This window comes from Thermus igniterrae ATCC 700962 (assembly GCF_000376265.1).
Classification (GTDB): domain Bacteria; phylum Deinococcota; class Deinococci; order Deinococcales; family Thermaceae; genus Thermus; species Thermus igniterrae.
Map to the genome: position 1 here is coordinate 20,487 of NZ_AQWU01000052.1, position 15,975 is coordinate 36,461.

The following is a 15,975-nucleotide window of genomic DNA, read 5'->3' on the forward strand; positions in this document are numbered from 1 at the left end:
AAGCATGGACAAGAAGGAACTCACCCAAGCCATAGCCCAGCTCAAGGCGGAACGGCAGGCGGTCATCCTGGCCCACTCCTACCAGCTTCCCGAGGTGCAGGAGGTGGCGGACTTCGTGGGGGATTCCCTGGGCCTGGCCCGGGAGGCAGAGCGCACCAGGGCCAAGGTGATCGTCTTCGCCGGGGTGCACTTCATGGCGGAGACCGCGGCCATCCTCAACCCGGAGAAGACCGTGCTTCTGCCCGACCTCGAGGCCGGCTGCTCCCTGGCCGATAGCATCCGCCCCGAGGACGTCCTGGCCTGGAAGGAGGCCCACCCCGAGGGGATTGTGGTGGCCTACGTGAACACCAAAGCGGAGGTGAAGGCCCTGGCGGACGTGTGCGTGACCAGCGCCAACGCGGTGGAGGTGGTGGCCCGCCTCCCCCAGGACCGGCCCATCTTCTTCGTGCCCGACATGTTCCTGGGGGCCCACGTGGCCCGGATGACGGGCAGGCGGCTGGACCTCTTCCCCGGGGAGTGCCACGTGCACGCGGGCATCCGGGAGGAGCACCTGAAGGCCCTCCTGGAGACCCACCCGGAGGCGGAGTTCCTCATCCACCCCGAGTGCGGTTGCGGCACGGGCTGCCTCTACCTGAAGCCCGACGCCAAGATGCTCTCCACCGAGGGCATGGTGCGCCACGCCAAGCGCTCCGAGGCCAGGGAGTTCGTGGTGGCCACGGAGGTGGGCATCCTCCACCGCCTCAGCAAGGAGGCCCCGGGCAAGACCTTCATCCCGGTGAAGCCCGAGGCGGTCTGCCAGTACATGAAGCGGATTACCCTGGAAAAGGTCTACCTCTCCCTCAAGGAGATGCGCCACGTGGTCCGGGTGCCCGAGGAGGTGGCCCGGCGGGCGCGGCGGGCCCTGGAGGCCATGGTGGCGGTGGGCTGATGCGCACCCTGGAAGCCGACCTCCTCGTTCTTGGGGCGGGGGTGGCGGGGGTCTACGCCGCCCTGGCCGCGGAGGCCCAGGGGGCCAGGGTCCTCCTCCTCTCCAAAGACCCCCTGCCTTCCGGCTCCACCCCCTGGGCCCAGGGGGGGGTGGCCTTCCCCCTGGACGAGGCGGACCTCGAGGCCCACCTGGAGGACACCCTGCGGGCGGGAAGGGGCCTGGTGGAGCCCGAGGTGGCCCGCGCCCTCCTGGAGGAGGCCCCCCGGCATCTGGAAAGGCTCCTTTCCTGGGGGCTTCCCTTCCACCCCGAGCCCACCCGGGAAGGGGGGCACTCCCGCGCCCGGGTGCGCCACCTGGGAGGGGACCAAAGCGGCCTCCTCCTCCTCCGGGGCCTCCTGGCCCGCCTGAGGAGCCCGGTGCTGGAGGGGTACATGGCGGCAAGCCTCCTCCTTTCGGGGGAGCGGGTGGCGGGGGTGCTGGCCTTGGGGCCTGGGGGCCCCCTCCTGGTGCGGGCCGGGGCGGTCCTCCTGGCCACGGGCGGGCTGGGGCGGCTCTTCCCCGTGACCACCAACCCCCCTGGGGCCACGGGGGACGGGATGGCCCTGGCCTTCCGGGCGGGGGCCATCCTGCGGGACCTGGAGTTCGTCCAGTTCCACCCCACGGCCCTGCCCAACGGGAGCCTGGTGAGCGAGGCCTGCCGCGGGGAGGGGGCCATCCTCCTCAACGCCCGGGGGGAGCGCTTCATGCCCCGCTACGACCCCCTGGGGGAGCTGGCCCCCCGGGACGTGGTGGCCCGGGCGGTTTTCTGGGAGGGGGAGCGCACGGGGGGCGTCTACCTGGACCTCCGGCCCATCCCCCACCTGGAGGCCCGCTTCCCCACGGTGGTGGCCGCGGCCCGGGCCCTGGGGTACGAACCCCTAAAGGAGCCCCTGCCCGTGGCCCCTGCCGCCCACTACGCCATGGGCGGGGTGCGGACCGACCCCTGGGGGTTCACCGGGGTCCCGGGGCTCTACGCCGCGGGGGAGGTGGCCTCCACCGGCCTCCACGGGGCCAACCGCCTGGCCTCCAACAGCCTCCTGGAGGGCCTGGTCATGGGGGAGCGGGCGGCTTTGGCCGCCCTGGCGCACCTGGCCCATCCCCCAGGGCCCAGGCCCCTTCCCGCCCTCACCCTGGACCCCGGGCTTCTCCCCGCCCTGCGGGGGTGGATGGGCCGGGCCGCCGGGGTGGTGCGCCGGAAGGAGACCCTGGCGGAGGCCCTGGCCTTTGCCCAGGACCTACCCCTGAAGGAGGTCCCCCCAGAGGCGGCGGGGCGGGAGGCCCTGGAGGCGGGAAACCTGGCCCTTTTGGCCAGGCTTCTCCTCTCCATGGCCCTCCTGCGGGAGGAAAGCCGCGGGGCCCACTTCCGCGAAGACTTCCCGGAGGAGGCCCCCGAGGCCTACCACCTCGAGGCCCAAGGGGAAAGCCTGGTCAAGGTTCCCGTGGGGGTATAATTGGGAGGAGGTTTCCTATGAAAGGCCACCCCGAGGTGATCCAGAGCCTGCAGGAAAGGCTTTCCGAGGAGCTTGCCGCCATCTTGCAGTACATGGTGCACGCGGAGATGGCGGAGAACTGGGGCTTCAAGGCCCTGGCCCGCCACCTCAAGGCCCACGCCATCACCGAGATGCGCCACGCGGAGAAGCACATTGAACGCATCCTCTTCCTGGAAGGCTTCCCCGAGGTCGCCCGCATTGGGGAGATCCGTATCGGCAAGACGGTGGAGGAGATCCTCTTCCGCGACTACGAGGGGGAGCTGGCCGCGGTGAAGGGGTACAACGAGACCATGAACCTGGCCCAGGCCCTGGGAGACAACGGCACGCGGGACATGGTGGCGGAGATCCTCAAGGACGAGGAGGCCCATGTGGACTGGCTGGAGAGCCAGCGGGAACTGAAGGAGCAGATGGGCCTGGCCAACTACCTGCAGTACCTGGCGGGGGAGGCCTCTTAGCCCACGGGGGCCTTGAGGTTCTTGCGGGCCCAGCGGTCTATGGCGGCGATCACCGCCTCCAGCTCCCGCCCTGCCTCGGTGAGGCTGTAGCGGGTGCGGGGGGGCATGTAGGACTCCACCCGCTTCTCCACCACCCCCAGGCCCACCAGGTGTTCCAAGCGCTGGGATAGGGTGGCGGGGTTCACCCCCCCGATGGCCCGGGAAAGCTCGTTGAAGCCCTTAGGCCCCTCCAGGAGAGCGCGGATGATGTGCAGGGTCCACTTCTCCTGGAGGAGGTTTAAGGCCTCATAGACCGGGCAGAAGGCCTCGGGCTCGGCCATACCCCCATGGTACCACTACCCCCTGCGGGCCACCAGGGTGAGGAGGGTGTAGCTGGCCACCGTTTTGCCCTCCTGGTTGCGCACCTCGGCCGCCCACTCCACCACCCCCGTTTTCTCATCCCGGGGGCGCTTGCGCCGCACCGTGAGCTGTACCTCCAGGGTATCCCCCGCCCCCACGGGCTCGGTGAAGCGCAGGCCCTCGAGGCCGTAGTTGGCCAGCACCGGGCCTGGGGCCGGGTCCACGAAGAGGCCCGCGGCCGCGGAGAGGACGAAGTAGCCGTGGGCCACCCGCCGGCCGAAGAGGCTCTGCCGGGCGGCGATCTCGTCGGTATGGGCGTAGAAGTGGTCCCAGGAAAGGTGGGCGAAGAGGGCGATGTCCGCCTCCGTGAGCGTGCGGCGGTGGGTGCGGAGGGTCTCTCCCACCTCCAGGTCCTCAAAGTACTTGCGGAAGGGGTGGAGAGCGGCGGGTTTCTCTGCCCCCTTGGCGTACTCCCCGGTGAGGGCCTGGAGGGTGAGGGGGTCCGCCTGGAGGGCCAGGCGGGCCAGGTGCCGCCGTACGGCCAGCATTCCCCCCAGCTCCTCCCCGCCCCCGGCCCGCCCCGGCCCCCCGTGGAGGAGGCGGGGCAGGGGGGAGCCGTGGCCGGTGGAGGCGTGGGCGTTGCGCCGGTTGAGCACGTGGAGCCGGCCCACCTCCCCCGCCAGGCCCTGGAGCCAGAAGCGGGCCTCCTCGGGGTCGGGGGTGGCCACGGTGGCCACCAGCATCCCGCCCCCCAGGCGCACCAGGCGGAGGGCTTCCTGGGGTGTGCGGTAGGGGAAGAAGGTGGCCACGGGGCCGAAGGCCTCCACCTGGTGGAGGGCGGGCTTCCCGGGGTCCTCTGCCAGGAGGAGGGTAGGGGGGAAGAAGGCCCCGTCGTCCCGGCCGGGGTGGCGCCAGTGGACCCGGGCCCCCGCCTCCAGGAGGGCGGCCACCGCCGCCTCCACCTCCTCCTTCTGCTCCCTGGAGGCCAAGGGCCCTAGGTCCACCCCTTCCTCCCGCGGGTCCCCCAGGCGCAGGGCCTCCAGCCTTGCCCGCACCGCCTCCAGGAGGGGCGAAAGGCGCTCCTCGGGGGCGAAGACCCGGCGGATGGCGGTGCAACGTTGCCCCGTCTTAATGGTGAGCTCCTGGGCGATCTCCTCCGCCAGCCTTTCAAGCTCCTCCGCTCCGGCCTCGAGGCCCAGGAGGGCGGCATTTAAGGAGTCCGTCTCCCCGTTGAAGAGGGCGCCCCCTTCCAGGAAGGCGGGGTGGCGCCGCAGGCGGTCCGCGGTGGCCTTGGAGCCCGTAAAGTACACGCTGTCCCGGTGGTCCAGGGCGTCCAGGGCCTTCCCCAGGCTTCCCGCCACGAACTGAAGGCTGCCTTCGGGCAGGAGGCCCGACTCCAGCATGAGGCGCACCAGGGCCTCGGCCACGTGGGCCGTGGGGGTGGCCGCCTTGGCCAGGGTGGGCACCCCGGCCAAGAAGGCGGGGGCGAACTTCTCCAATAGCCCCCAGACGGGGAAGTTGAAGGCGTTGATCTGCAGGGTGATCCCCCCCTTGGGGCCCAGGAGGTGGCGCCCTTGGAAGGAGGCGTCCTTGGCCAGGAGGAGGTTTTCCTCCTCGGGGAGGAGGTTCCCCTCGGGCAGGTTCCGGGCTAAGGAGCTGTAGGCAAAGAGCACCCCGATGCCCCCGTCCACGTCGTACCAGGCGTCCCGCCGGGTGCCCCCGGTGGTGGCGTAGAGGCGGTAGAGCTCCTCCTTGCGCTCGGAGAGGTACTGGGCCAGGGCCCTCAGCCTTCGCCCCCGCTCAGGGAAGCCCAGGGCCAGAAGGGCCCTCCCCCCCACCTCCCGCCCCCAGGCCACCGCCTCCTCCAGGGGAAGCCCCTCGGCGCTCACGTACCCCAGAACCTCCCCCGTGGCCGCGTCCCGCACGGCCACCCCTTCCCCTTGGCCCTCCTGCCATCGCCCCAGGAGGTAGCTCTGGACTTTTCGCAAGGTAGACCCCCTTTCTAGACGGTTTTGAAGGCTTCAAAGGCCTCGCCGCAGGCCTGGCACTGGTAGAGCATCTTGCACAGGGTAGCCCCGAAGGCGTTTTTGAGGACCACCCGCGGGCTTCCGCACCGGGGGCAGCTGGGGCTGGCCTCGGCCATGGGCAGGGGGAGGGGTGGGGCGATGCCGTAGCCCAGGAGCTTCTCCCTGGCCCCCGGGGCCATGTCCTCCGTGCTCCAGGGGGTCCTGGCCTCCACCACCTCCACCTCCTCCGCCCCCGCCGCCTGGAGGGCCTTGGCGATCTCCTCCCGGATGAGCCTGAGGGCGGGGCAGCCGGAGAAGGTGGGGCGGAAGCGGACCCGGACCCTTTTGCCCTCCACTTCCACCCCCAGGACCATCCCCATCTCCACGATGTTGAGCACGGGGATCTCGGGGTCTTTCACCCCCTTCAGGGCCTCCCAGTAGCGGGCTACCACGCCTTGGCCTCCGGGTCCCATCGGGCCACCGACTGCATCTCCGCCAGGAGGGACCACAGGTACTCCGTGTGCTCCTGGCGGCTTTTGGGCACGTACCCTCCCTCAGGGGGGCGGAGCCCCACCCGCCGCAGGAAGCCTCCCACGGCCTCGAGGTAGGCCCCTTCCAGGGCCTTAGGCTCGGGGACCAGCCCGGCCTCCACCAGGGCCTCCTCCCCGGGCAGGGGCTGGAAGAGCTGGCGGGCGTAGGGGAAGAGGGTCTCCAGGGCCTCCTGGGCCCGGCGGTGGGACTCCTCCGTGCCCTGGGCCAGCCGCTCCACCCAGAGGGCGGAATGCTTGAGGTGGAAGCGCTCCTCCCGGTGGGCCCGGGCCGCGGCCTCCGCCAGGGGGGCGTAGGCGCTCTTCTGGGCCTCCTTGAGCCACATCTCCTCGTAGGCGTCAAAGAGGTACTGGCGCACCATGGTGAAGGCCCAGTCCCCCTTGGGAAGCTCCACCAACACGGCGTTCTGGTACTCCAGGGGGTCGCGGAGGAAGACCAGGCGGTCGGGGTCGGAGCCGTCCAGTTCCCCCCTAAGCTCCAGCCACATCTTGGCGTGGCCCAGCTCGTCCTGGGCCAGGTTGGCGATGGCGATGTCCTCCTCCAGGATGGGGGCATGCCCCACCCACTCGGAAAGCCGCTGGGCCAGGACCACCTCGTCGTCGGCCAGGGCGGTGAGCCTGGCCAGAAGGGCCTCCTTCAGGTACGGGTCCAGGTTCATTCCTCCACCCCCTTGGCGCTGATGAGGCCGTAGTAGCTCTGGAGGCGGTAGGTCTTTTCCTTGGCCGGGGCGAACCAGCTTTCTACCACCTCCTCCTTGGGCTCGGTCCCCACCACCACGCGCTCCGGCACCGCCCAGAAGGCCACCCCCTGGGCCTGGAGGAGGGCTTGCCCTACGGCCTCCCCGGGGCTTCTCGCCGGGAAGCGGCCCACCAGGTCGCCGTAGACCATGCTCCGCCGGTGGCTCCGCTTGGCGAAGACCCAGTAGGCCTCCTCCTCCCCCAGGGGGCCCTCCAGGGCCTTGGGGTCCCTGAGCCCCTCCTGGGTCACGTGGAAGAAGGCCTCCGCCGGGGCCACAAAAAGGGCGTAGGCGGCGGGCCGGCGCACGAAGACGTGGCGGGCGATGAGGAGGGCGTGCTCGGGGTCGGCGGCGTGCACGGAGCCCACCATCTGGGGCGGGCTCGCCGGGGTGTCCTGCTTGATCACCTCGTACCGGGGCCACTCCGTTCCCCACATAGGCCCCTCCTAATCCGCGGCCTGGGCCAGCTGGCGCCGGCCGTAGGCCTCCAGGGCCTCCCGCACCCAGCGCCCCTCCTCGTGGGCCTTGCGGCGGGCCTCGAGGCGGTGCCGGTTCATGGGGCCCTCCCCGGAGATCACCTTCCAGAACTCGTCCCAGGGGATGGGGCCGTGGACCCAGTTGCCCGTCTTCTCGTCGTAGCGGAGCTGGGGGTCCGGGGGCACCAGGCCTGCCTCCAGGAGCTCGGGCACGTGCTCATTGAGGAATTCCTGGCGGATCTGGTCGTTGGTCTTGGTCTTGATGCCCCAGCGCAGGAGCAGGGGGGTGTGGGGGGAGTCGCTGTCGTGGGGGCCGGCCATCATCAGGGTGGGCCACCACCAGCGGTTCAGGGCGTCCTGGACCATGCGCCGCTGCTTGGGGGAGCCCTTGGCGTAGAGGAGGACGGCCTCCTTGCCCTGCTTGTGGTGGAAGGTCTCCTCGGCGCAGATGCGCACCATGGCCCGGGAGTAGGGGCCGTAGGAGCACTGGGCCAGCATGGTCTGGTTCTTGATGGCCATCCCATCCACCAGCCAGCCGATGATGCCCACGTCCGCCCAGGTGAGCGTGGGGTAGTTGAAGATGTTGGAGTACTTGGCCCTGCCCTCCAGGAGGGCGGCCACCATCTCCTCCCGGGTCACCCCCAGGGTCTCGGCGGCGTGGTAGAGGTACTGGCCGTGGCCGGCCTCGTCCTGCACCTTGGCCAGGAGGATGAGCTTGCGCCGCAGGGAGGGGGCCCGGGGAATCCAGGCCCCTTCGGGAAGCATCCCCACCCACTCGCTGTGGGCGTGCTGGGAGATCATGCGCACCAGTTGGCGCCGGTACTCCGCGGGCATCCAGTCTCCGGGCTCAATCTTCTCCCCCCGGGCGATCCGGGCCTCAAACTCCTGCAGCCGCTCCCCGTAATCGGGGTCCTCCGGGTAGCCGATCCTAAGCCGCACCATCCTGCCCTCCTTCCTGCACGCCAAGGGCCCTCAGGAGAAGCCCGGCGTACATTTCCGAAAGTTCTTCCAGGGAAAGCGCTCCCTCCGGGCGGTACCACTGGTAGGTCCAGTTGAGGGCGGAGAGGACGAAAAGGGTGGCCAGGCGCACGTTCTCCACCCGGAAGACGCCCTTTTCCACCCCTTCCTGGATCACCGCCTGCACCCCCTCCTCATAGCGGCGCCGCAGGGCCTTGGCCTCCTCCAGGAGGGGAGGGGAGAGGTGCTTCCACTCGTGGAAGAAGACCGTGGCCCGGGGAAGTTCCTGGGCGATGACCCCAAGGTGCCCCCGCACTAAGGCGCGGAGCCGGGCCACGGGGTCCCCCGGGGGGAGGGCCTCGAGGACCCCCAGGAAGCGGGCCGCCGCCTGGCGCACCACCTCCAGAAGGAGCTCTTCCTTGGAGGCGATGTGGGCGTAGAGGCTTCCCCCCTGGAGGTTCAGGTGTCTGGCCAGCTCCCGCATGCTGGTGGCGTGGTAGCCCCGCTGGCTGAAGAGGTGGCCCGCCACGTGGAGGATTTCGTCCCGGCGCTCCATGGCTAACGGTCGTTTGTTAGGTTAACACGGCGGGAGGGAAGGGACAAGTGTCCCGCATCACCTTTCCCGGGCCTAGAGGTCGGGAAGCCTCAGGGCAGCCTCCTTAAGGCGCTCGCGGGAGGCGTGGAGGTAGATCTGCGTGGTGGCGATGGACTCGTGGCCCAGAAGGTCCTTGACCGCGTCCAGCTCTGCCCCTCCTTCCACCAGCAAGGTGGCGTAAGCATGGCGGAGCTTGTGGGGGGTGAAGCGCCTGGGGTCCAAACCGGCGCGGAAGGCGGCCTGGCGAAACTTGGCCTCCACCCAACGCACCGAGGGTACCCGCCCCCGGCGCTTGCCCCGGGAGAAAGTGAATATACTCACATTACCCTGGGGAGGCCCCAGTTCCAGGAGGACCTCCTGGGCCGTCCTGGAAAGGGGCACCAGGCGTTCCTTGTTGCCCTTGCCCACCACCCGCACGGCCACCGGCAGGCTCCCCTCGAGGACCACGTTCCGCCCCTTGAGGGAAAGGGCCTCGGAGATGCGCAGGCCCGTGCCGTAAAGCAGGCGGGCCAGGGCGCTGAGGAGCTTGGCCTCCTTTTCCTCGGCGAAGGCCGCAAAGAAGCGCCGGAGCTCCTCGGGGTTGGGGTGCAGGGGCAGCCGGCGCCCCGTCTTGGGCCGGCCGATGCCCTCCGTGGGGTCCTGGACCTCCTGGCCCTCCACCTGGGCCAGGTAGCGGTAGTAGCCCCGGAGGGCAGCCAAAAACCCCTGGACCCGCCTGGGGGCCCAGCGCTCCTCCAGGAGGAGGGCCCGCACCGCCTCGGGGCTTGGGGAGAGGGCGTTGGCCTCCAGGAAGCGGAACCAGAGGCGGAGGTCCTGGAGGTAGCGGCGCACCCCCCGGGGGGAGTGGCCCCGCTCCAGGAGGAGGTACTCCGCGTAGGGGGCCAGGGGGAGGAGGGCCTTGTCGGGCCTCCTGATGCCGATGGTTTTCCAAAGAACCTCCCGGGCCGGATCCATGGGGGGATTATATGGGACGGAGGGGGGGCCCGCCCTTCCTGGCGGTCACTCCCTTCCTTTCCCTAGCTGAGTTTCCGGGGACATGCTCCTGCAGCCTGGCGGCCTGAGGGGGAACAGCAGGGCGTTTTCTGGTTCTAGGGGTTGGGCCTCGAGGCCGGCCTGACCTTGCCCTTTTGCCCTGTCCATGCGGACTTCTGAGCCATGGAGTCCGAACTTGTTTTGTTCGCGAAAGCTACCTTTCGCGAAGATTTTTAAACCCTCAAAAAGAACTGAAACCCTCCCGTTGGAGTTGGAGGATGTCCTCGCCGCCGTGCTGGAGGTGGATGGAACCATCAGCGTGGTACCCCGGGGGGAACCCCAGACCAAGCGGCTACGCCAGGTGCGTTCCAGCCGAAACCGCTAGTCCCTACGGGGGCGGGGCGAACAGCTCGTTTTTGCGGACGAAGGCCTCCATGAAGCGCCCTAGGAGGGCTATCTGGCTCCGGTGGGCCCGGAGGGCCTCCTGCTTCGTTGCCACCTCCCCCGGGGAAAGGTCCAGGCGCTCCCAGGCCAGATGCCGTCCCCGGGGCGGGGGCTCCAGGTAAAGCCCGGGGTGTAGCCCCTTGGGCAGGGGCCACTCCAGCCCCCCGTGCACCATGTAAAACCGCAGGCGGGAAAGCCAGCCGCGCTCCCCTAAAAGCCGCAGGGCCATGTAGGCCGTGGCCCGGTGGTCCCTATGGGCGTCCTCCGGGGCCGGGGCCACCACCACCTCGGGGCGCACCTGGTCCAGGATTGCCCGCAGATCGGCCTCCCAGGCTGCGCCGGTGTAAGGGGCCTCCGGGTGGAAGGTCCCGGAGTAGGCTACCCGGTCCAGGAGGGTGGCCTTGGAATGGTAGGGAATGTAAAAGTTTTCCAGAAACATGGCCAGAAGCCCCCGGTCAGGGTAACCCAGGAAGAAGAGGTGGTCCGGGGGCACCCCCAGGCGGCGGGCTGCTTCCTGGGCTTCCCCCAGGCGACGCTGAGCCAGCTGCCGCAGGTCCTCCGGCCTGGGGCGCAGGGTACGGTCTAGAAGGGCAGCATCCCACTGGAAGCCATCTCCCAGGGTCATCCAGGCGATGTAAACTTCTCCGCCCGAGGCTAGAACCCGCTGGATAAGGCCGCCTGCGGCCAGGACCTCGTCGTCGGGGTGGGGGGCGAGGACCAGAACCCGCCCCCCCAGGGGGCCGGCGTAAGGGGGAAGCCGCCCCACCTGGCCCCGGTAGTACCAGGCGTATGCCCCTTGGACCAGCCCAGGGGCGTTGACGAAGAGAAAGGCCCCCAGCAACGCCAAGACCCCGAGCCACAGCCCCATCCGCCCCACAGGGGCCATCCTACCGGAAGCCTTCTGGGTGGGCTGGTATTCTGGTCCGAAGGCAGCGATGATCTTGCCTGGAAGCCCCCTACGGCCCAACCGCTTTGACCTCTTGGCCTTAGCCCTGGCCTTGGGCTTCCTGGCCCTTTTGCTCAGGGCTTCCCAAGAGGTGAGCGGTCCTTTCCAGCCTACCCCCATCGCCCTGGACCCCCGCCTCCTCCCGGAGTACGCCCTGCGCACTGCCTTCCGTATGGGGCTTGCCCTCCTCCTCTCCTTGGCCTTTACCCTTATCTACGCTCCCCTAGCGGCCAAGACCCGGCTGGAGCCCTTTTTGGTGGCCCTCCTGGACATCCTGCAGTCGGTGCCCATCCTGGGGTTTCTGGCGGCCACCGCCGGGGCCTTCGCCGCCCTTTTCCCGGGGAGGGCCCTGGGGTACGAGCTGGCGGCGGTCTTTGCCGTCTTCACCTCCCAGGCCTGGAACATGGCCTTCAGCTTTTACCAGTCCCTGAAGACCCTGCCCCAGGAGCTGGAGGAGGCCGCCACCCTCTTCCGCTTAAGCCCCTGGCAGCGCTTCTTCCGCCTGGAGCTCCCCTTCGCCCTGCCGGGGCTGGTGTGGAACGCCATGATGTCCATGTCTGGGGGCTGGTTCTTTGTGGTGGCCTCCGAGGCCATCGCCGTGGGCAAGACCCAGGTGGAGCTCCCCGGGATTGGCGCCTACCTGGCCACGGCCATTGCCCGGGGGAACCTGGGGGCGCTCCTCGAGGCCGCCCTGGCCATGTTCGTGGTCATCCTCCTCTACGACCAGCTCCTCTTCCGCCCCCTGGTGGCCTGGAGCGAACGGTTTAAGTACGAGGACCGCCCAGGCCCCCAGCCCCCCAGGAGCTGGCTTCTGGACCTCCTGCGGCGCACCCGGGTCCTACGCCAGGCCTCCGAGGCTGCCTCCGCCTGGGCCCTCGAGGCCCTCTGGTGGCTGGAGGGAAGGAAGCCCAGATGGCATCTCTCCTTTCCCCCGAAGCTCCTCCTTCTTCCCCTGGGCCTGGGGATGGGGGCGGGTCTTTGGAGCCTATGGCATCTCCTGGCTCCCTTGGGCCTAGGAGAGGTGGCCCGGGTCTTCTACCTGGGCTTTCTCACCTTCCTGCGGGTCATGGGCATCCTCCTCCTGGCGGCCCTGGTCTGGGTGCCGGCAGGCATCCTCCTCGGCCTGAGGCCCCGTCTGGCCCAGCGGGTGCAGCCCCTCCTGCAGTTTCTGGCCGCCTTTCCCGCCAACCTCCTCTACCCCTTCTTCGCCTTCCTCCTCCTGCGCTACCGCCTTTCCCTGGAGGTCTTCGCCGCTTTCCTCATGGTCCTCGGCACCCAGTGGTACATTCTCTTCAACGCCGTGGCCGGGAGCATGGCCCTGCCCGAGGACCTGAAGGAGGCGGCCCGAAGCTTCGGCCTGAGGGGGGTCGTCCTGTGGCGCAGGCTGCTCTTGCCCGGCACCTTCCCCTACTTGGTCACGGGGCTCCTTACCGCCAGCGGGGGGACCTGGAACGCGGCCATCGTGGCCGAGGTGGTGCAGTGGGGGTCCACCACCCTGGAGGCCACGGGGCTCGGCAGCTACCTGGCCCACTGGGCCCTGACGGAGGGGCAAGGCCCCCATCTCCTCCTGGGCATTGCCGTCATGAGCCTTTACGTTTTGGTCCTGAACCGCCTCCTCTGGCGGCGGCTTTACCGCCTGGCGGAGGCGCGGTTTCGCCTATAAGGGGAAGCCATGTTGCTGGAAGCGAGGGACGTGGCCAAGGCCTACCGGGCGGGGGAACAGGCCTACCCCGTGCTGGGCGGGGTCAACCTGGCCCTGCGGGAGGGGGAGATCGTGGCCCTTTTGGGGCGTTCCGGAGGGGGGAAGAGCACCCTGTTGCGCATCCTGGCGGGCCTCATCCCCCCAGACACGGGAGAGGTGCGCTTCCGGGGGCGGAAGGTGGAGGGACCGGTGGCGGGGATGGCCATGGTCTTCCAGACCTTTGCCCTCTTCCCCTGGCTCACGGTGCTGGAGAACGTGGCCCTGGGCCTCGAGGCCCGCGGGGTGCCCAGGAAGGAGCGCCTCCGCAAAGCCCAGGAGGCTATCGCCCTCATCGGCCTCCGGGGGTTTGCGGAGGCCCTCCCCAAGGAGCTCTCCGGAGGCATGAAGCAGCGGGTGGGCTTCGCCCGGGCCCTGGTGGTGGAGCCCGAAGTTCTCCTCCTGGACGAGGCCTTCTCCGCCCTGGACCCCCTCACCGCCGAGGGGCTAAGGGGGGACTTCCTGGACCTGTGGCAGGCGGGGCGGCTCTCCACCCGGGCGGTCCTGATGGTCACCCACAACATTGAAGAGGCGGTGGCCATGGCCGACCGGGCCCTGATCCTCCAGGGAAGCCCAGCCCGCATCGGGCAGGAGATCCCCATCCCCCTCCCTCACCCCCGCGACCCCAACGACCCCCGGTTCCGCGCCCTGGTGGACGCCATCTACGAGGCCCTCACCCTGCGGGAAGCGGTGGAGAGGCGGTTGGAGGCCGAGCTTCTGCGCCTGCCCCAGGCCCCGGTGGGGGCCCTGCTGAGCCTGGCGGAGGCCATCGCCCGTCTGGGGGGACAGGCTGACCTGCCCCTTCTGGCCCAGGAGGAGGGCCTCGAGGTAGACGACCTCTTCCCCCTCCTGGAGGCCCTGGAGCTTTTGGGCTTTGCCCGGGTGGAGAAGGGGGACGTAGCCCTCACCCCCGCGGGCCTAGCCTGGGCGGAGGCCCCCTTAGAGGGGCAGAAGGTGATGTTCGCCGAGCACCTCCTGCGCCGGGTGCCCCTGCTCGCCTGGCTCCACCAGGACCTTCTTTGGCGTAAGCGCCTCCCCGAGGAGGTGGTCCTGGCCCGCCTCGAGGGCCACCTGCCCGAACCCGAGGCCAGGCGGGTATTCGCCGTAATCCGCGAGTGGGGCCGTTATGCGGGCCTTCTGGGCTACGATGAGCGAAGCCGGGTGCTGTACCTGCCAGAAGCCCCCAACGAGGATGAGGCTAGCCGTGGAGCTTAGCCTTGGAAGGTGTATTCTCCTTTACCATGATGCCCCTTGCGCACTGGGTACCTTCTGCCCCCGGAGGGCCTCGGAAAGAAGCCCCCCCAAGCGCCTATGAAGCCTGAACCGCACACCGAAGAAGGACGCTACCCCTGGTGGCAGGTCCTCTGCCTCACGGGGGTAGACCTCTTTTCCTCCCTAGGGTACCAGCCGGGAATCGCCCTCCTGGCGGCTGGCTTTCTCTCCCCCCTGGCCAACCTGGCCCTGGTCCTCTTTGGCCTCCTGGCTGTCTACCCCGTCTACCGCCGGGTGGCGGAGGAAAGCCCTCATGGGGAAGGCTCCATCGGCCTCCTCACCCGGCTTCTCCCAGGGTGGCGGGGGAAACTGCTGGTCCTGGTGGTGCTGGGGTTCATGGCCACCGATTTCGTCCTCACCATTACCCTATCCGCCGCTGACGCCGCCGTGCACTTTCTGGGCAACCCCCTGGCCCCCGCCTGGCTCCAAGGGCACCAGGTGGGCCTCACCCTCTTCCTGGTAGGCCTCTTGGGCCTGGTCTTCTACCTGGGCTTCCGCGAGGCCATCCGCCTGGCGGTACCCATTGCCTTGGGCTACCTCTCCCTCAATGCCGTCATTCTCCTGGCCGCTTTGTCCCATCTCCGGCCAGAGCACCTGGAGGGCTGGTGGCGGCGGCTCCTCGCCAGCCATCCAGACCCCATGGGCCTTCTCCTGGCCATCGCTTTGGCTTTCCCCAAGCTGGCCCTGGGGCTTTCCGGGTATGAAACGGGGGTGTCGGTGATGCCCCTCATCCGGGGCGGACCCCAGGACACCCCAGCGCGCCCCGTAGGCCGCATCCGAGGAGCCCACCGCCTCCTCTTGGCCGCTGCCTTGGTCATGGGGGTTTTTCTCCTGGGGGCAGGGTTCGCCACCACCCTCCTCATTCCGCCCGCCCTTTGGTCCAGCGAGGAGGTCTCCGGGAGGGCCTTGAGCTTCCTGGCCCACCGGTATCTGGGAGAGGGGTTTGGTGGCCTCTACGACCTCTTTTCCATCGTCATCCTCTGGTTCGCCGGGGCCAGCGCCATGGCCGGCCTCCTCACCATCGTTCCCCGGTACCTGCCCCGCTTCGGCATGGCCCCGGAGTGGGCCCGAAGGCGGCGCCCCATGGTCCTTTTCTTCACCGGGGTGGCCTTTGCCCTCACCCTCATCTTCCGGGCGGAGGTGGAGGCCCAGGCCGCCGCCTACGCCACGGGCGTCCTGGTGGTCATGACCTCGGCCGCCTTAGCGGCAACCCTCGTTGCGGCGCAGGAGAAAAAACCTGGAGGCGACTACTACCGCTTTCTCCTTCCCGTTTTCCTCTATGTGCTGGTGGCCAACGTGCTGGAACGGCCCGATGGGGTGAAGATCGCAGCCTTTTTCATCGCGGCCACCCTCTTTTTTTCCCTCCTCTCCCGCACCCTGCGCTCCTTTGAGTTAAGAGTGGAAGGCTTCCAGCTGGACGAGATGGCGGAGCGCTTCGTGAGTGAGATGACCGCCCAGGAGGCCCCCATCCGTCTGGTGGCCCACCGGCCGGAGCGAGGGCGGCGTTGGGTCTACTGGGAGAAGGAGCTCCGCATCCGCGAGGCCACCCACATCCCCCCCGGGGACCCCATCTACTTCGTGGAGGTTTTCGTGCAAGACCCCTCGGAGTTCACCACCCGGGCCCGGGTCTGGGGCGTGGAGCACCCTGAGGCCAGGGTGTTTCGCATTCTGGGCACCGCTGCCCCCAACACCCTGGCCGCCTTCCTCCTCTACCTGAGGGACCGGACGGGGCGGAAGCCCCACATCTACTTCCAGTGGTCTGATAAGAAATCCCCCTAGTCCTCTCCCGTAGAATGGGGCCATGGACCTCGCCAAACACCAACGCCGCCCCCGGCTGCAACTCAAGCTGCAGCATCACCCGGATAACCTTCACGCCCTGTACCGGGAAAGCCAAGACCCCATAGAACGCTCCCGCTGGCACGCCCTCTGGCTCCTCGCCACCGGCCACCCCATCCCAAAAGTCGCCCAAACCCTGGGCTACTCCACCCGCTGGGTCCGGGACACCCTCCACCGCTACAACCAAGGCAAGCCCA

The 15,975-nt window shown here is 69.2% G+C and carries 16 protein-coding genes; 7 read left to right on the plus strand and 9 right to left on the minus strand.

Annotated elements, in window-relative coordinates:
- Positions 1-4: 4 nt before the first annotated feature.
- The 3 genes from nadA to bfr are packed head-to-tail and all read left to right on the plus strand — an operon-like array spanning position 5 to position 2,912.
- Positions 5-928 (plus strand): quinolinate synthase NadA, encoded by a 924-nt coding sequence (gene nadA / locus B128_RS0103855; protein WP_018110959.1) that lies wholly within the window; start codon positions 5-7, stop codon positions 926-928.
- On the plus strand, positions 928-2,418 hold the full coding sequence (locus B128_RS0103860) for an L-aspartate oxidase (protein WP_018110960.1): 1,491 nt from the start codon (positions 928-930) through the stop codon (positions 2,416-2,418). The genes nadA and B128_RS0103860 overlap by 1 nt, the downstream gene beginning before the upstream one ends.
- 17 nt (positions 2,419-2,435) lie before the next feature.
- On the plus strand, positions 2,436-2,912 hold the full coding sequence (gene bfr / locus B128_RS0103865; RefSeq protein ID WP_018110961.1) for a bacterioferritin: 477 nt from the start codon (positions 2,436-2,438) through the stop codon (positions 2,910-2,912).
- Here bfr and B128_RS0103870 read toward each other — a convergent pair.
- From B128_RS0103870 to B128_RS0103915, 9 genes are all read right to left on the minus strand, one after another.
- The gene (locus tag B128_RS0103870; RefSeq protein WP_018110962.1) at positions 2,909-3,232 is read right to left on the minus strand and encodes a winged helix-turn-helix transcriptional regulator; all 324 of its coding nucleotides are present in this window, start codon (positions 3,230-3,232) and stop codon (positions 2,909-2,911) included. The two genes, bfr and B128_RS0103870, sit on opposite strands and share 4 nt — an antisense overlap.
- 15 nt (positions 3,233-3,247) lie before the next feature.
- Positions 3,248-5,239: a phenylacetic acid degradation bifunctional protein PaaZ gene (gene paaZ, locus B128_RS0103875; protein ID WP_018110963.1), complete on the minus strand. Its 1,992-nt coding sequence runs from the start codon at positions 5,237-5,239 to the stop codon at positions 3,248-3,250.
- A gap of 14 nt (positions 5,240-5,253) precedes the next feature.
- Entirely contained in the window at positions 5,254-5,709 is a 456-nt protein-coding gene (gene paaD / locus B128_RS0103880) for a 1,2-phenylacetyl-CoA epoxidase subunit PaaD (RefSeq protein WP_018110964.1), read from the minus strand.
- Positions 5,703-6,464 carry a 1,2-phenylacetyl-CoA epoxidase subunit PaaC gene (paaC, locus tag B128_RS0103885; protein WP_018110965.1) on the minus strand — a complete coding sequence of 254 codons (762 nt, stop codon included), beginning with the start codon at positions 6,462-6,464 and terminating at the stop codon, positions 5,703-5,705. Before paaC ends, paaD begins: the two co-directional genes overlap by 7 nt.
- Entirely contained in the window at positions 6,461-6,979 is a 519-nt protein-coding gene (locus B128_RS0103890) for a phenylacetic acid degradation protein (RefSeq protein ID WP_018110966.1), read from the minus strand. Before B128_RS0103890 ends, paaC begins: the two co-directional genes overlap by 4 nt.
- Positions 6,980-6,988: 9 nt before the next feature.
- Positions 6,989-7,960, minus strand: a complete 972-nt coding sequence (gene paaA, locus B128_RS0103895) for a 1,2-phenylacetyl-CoA epoxidase subunit PaaA (RefSeq protein WP_018110967.1) — start codon at positions 7,958-7,960, stop codon at positions 6,989-6,991.
- On the minus strand, positions 7,947-8,531 hold the full coding sequence (locus tag B128_RS0103900) for a TetR/AcrR family transcriptional regulator (protein ID WP_018110968.1): 585 nt from the start codon (positions 8,529-8,531) through the stop codon (positions 7,947-7,949). The genes paaA and B128_RS0103900 overlap by 14 nt, the downstream gene beginning before the upstream one ends.
- A 72-nt stretch (positions 8,532-8,603) precedes the next feature.
- Positions 8,604-9,524 carry a tyrosine-type recombinase/integrase gene (locus B128_RS0103905; protein WP_018110969.1) on the minus strand — a complete coding sequence of 307 codons (921 nt, stop codon included), beginning with the start codon at positions 9,522-9,524 and terminating at the stop codon, positions 8,604-8,606.
- Between the two features lie 406 nt (positions 9,525-9,930).
- Complete coding sequence (locus tag B128_RS0103915) at positions 9,931-10,854, minus strand: PIG-L deacetylase family protein (RefSeq protein WP_040683564.1); 924 nt, start codon at positions 10,852-10,854, stop codon at positions 9,931-9,933.
- 67 nt (positions 10,855-10,921) lie between these two features.
- Here B128_RS0103915 and B128_RS0103920 point away from each other — a divergent pair, with 67 nt between their 5' ends.
- From B128_RS0103920 to B128_RS0103935, 4 genes are all read left to right on the plus strand, one after another.
- Complete coding sequence (locus B128_RS0103920) at positions 10,922-12,595, plus strand: ABC transporter permease (protein WP_018110972.1); 1,674 nt, start codon at positions 10,922-10,924, stop codon at positions 12,593-12,595.
- 9 nt (positions 12,596-12,604) lie between these two features.
- Positions 12,605-13,885 carry an ABC transporter ATP-binding protein gene (locus B128_RS0103925; protein WP_018110973.1) on the plus strand — a complete coding sequence of 427 codons (1,281 nt, stop codon included), beginning with the start codon at positions 12,605-12,607 and terminating at the stop codon, positions 13,883-13,885.
- A gap of 96 nt (positions 13,886-13,981) precedes the next feature.
- On the plus strand, positions 13,982-15,721 hold the full coding sequence (locus tag B128_RS0103930; RefSeq protein WP_018110974.1) for an APC family permease: 1,740 nt from the start codon (positions 13,982-13,984) through the stop codon (positions 15,719-15,721).
- Positions 15,722-15,743: 22 nt separating this feature from the next.
- Positions 15,744-15,975: helix-turn-helix domain-containing protein (locus B128_RS0103935; protein ID WP_018110975.1), on the plus strand; the 232-nt coding region annotated here is incomplete at its 3' end.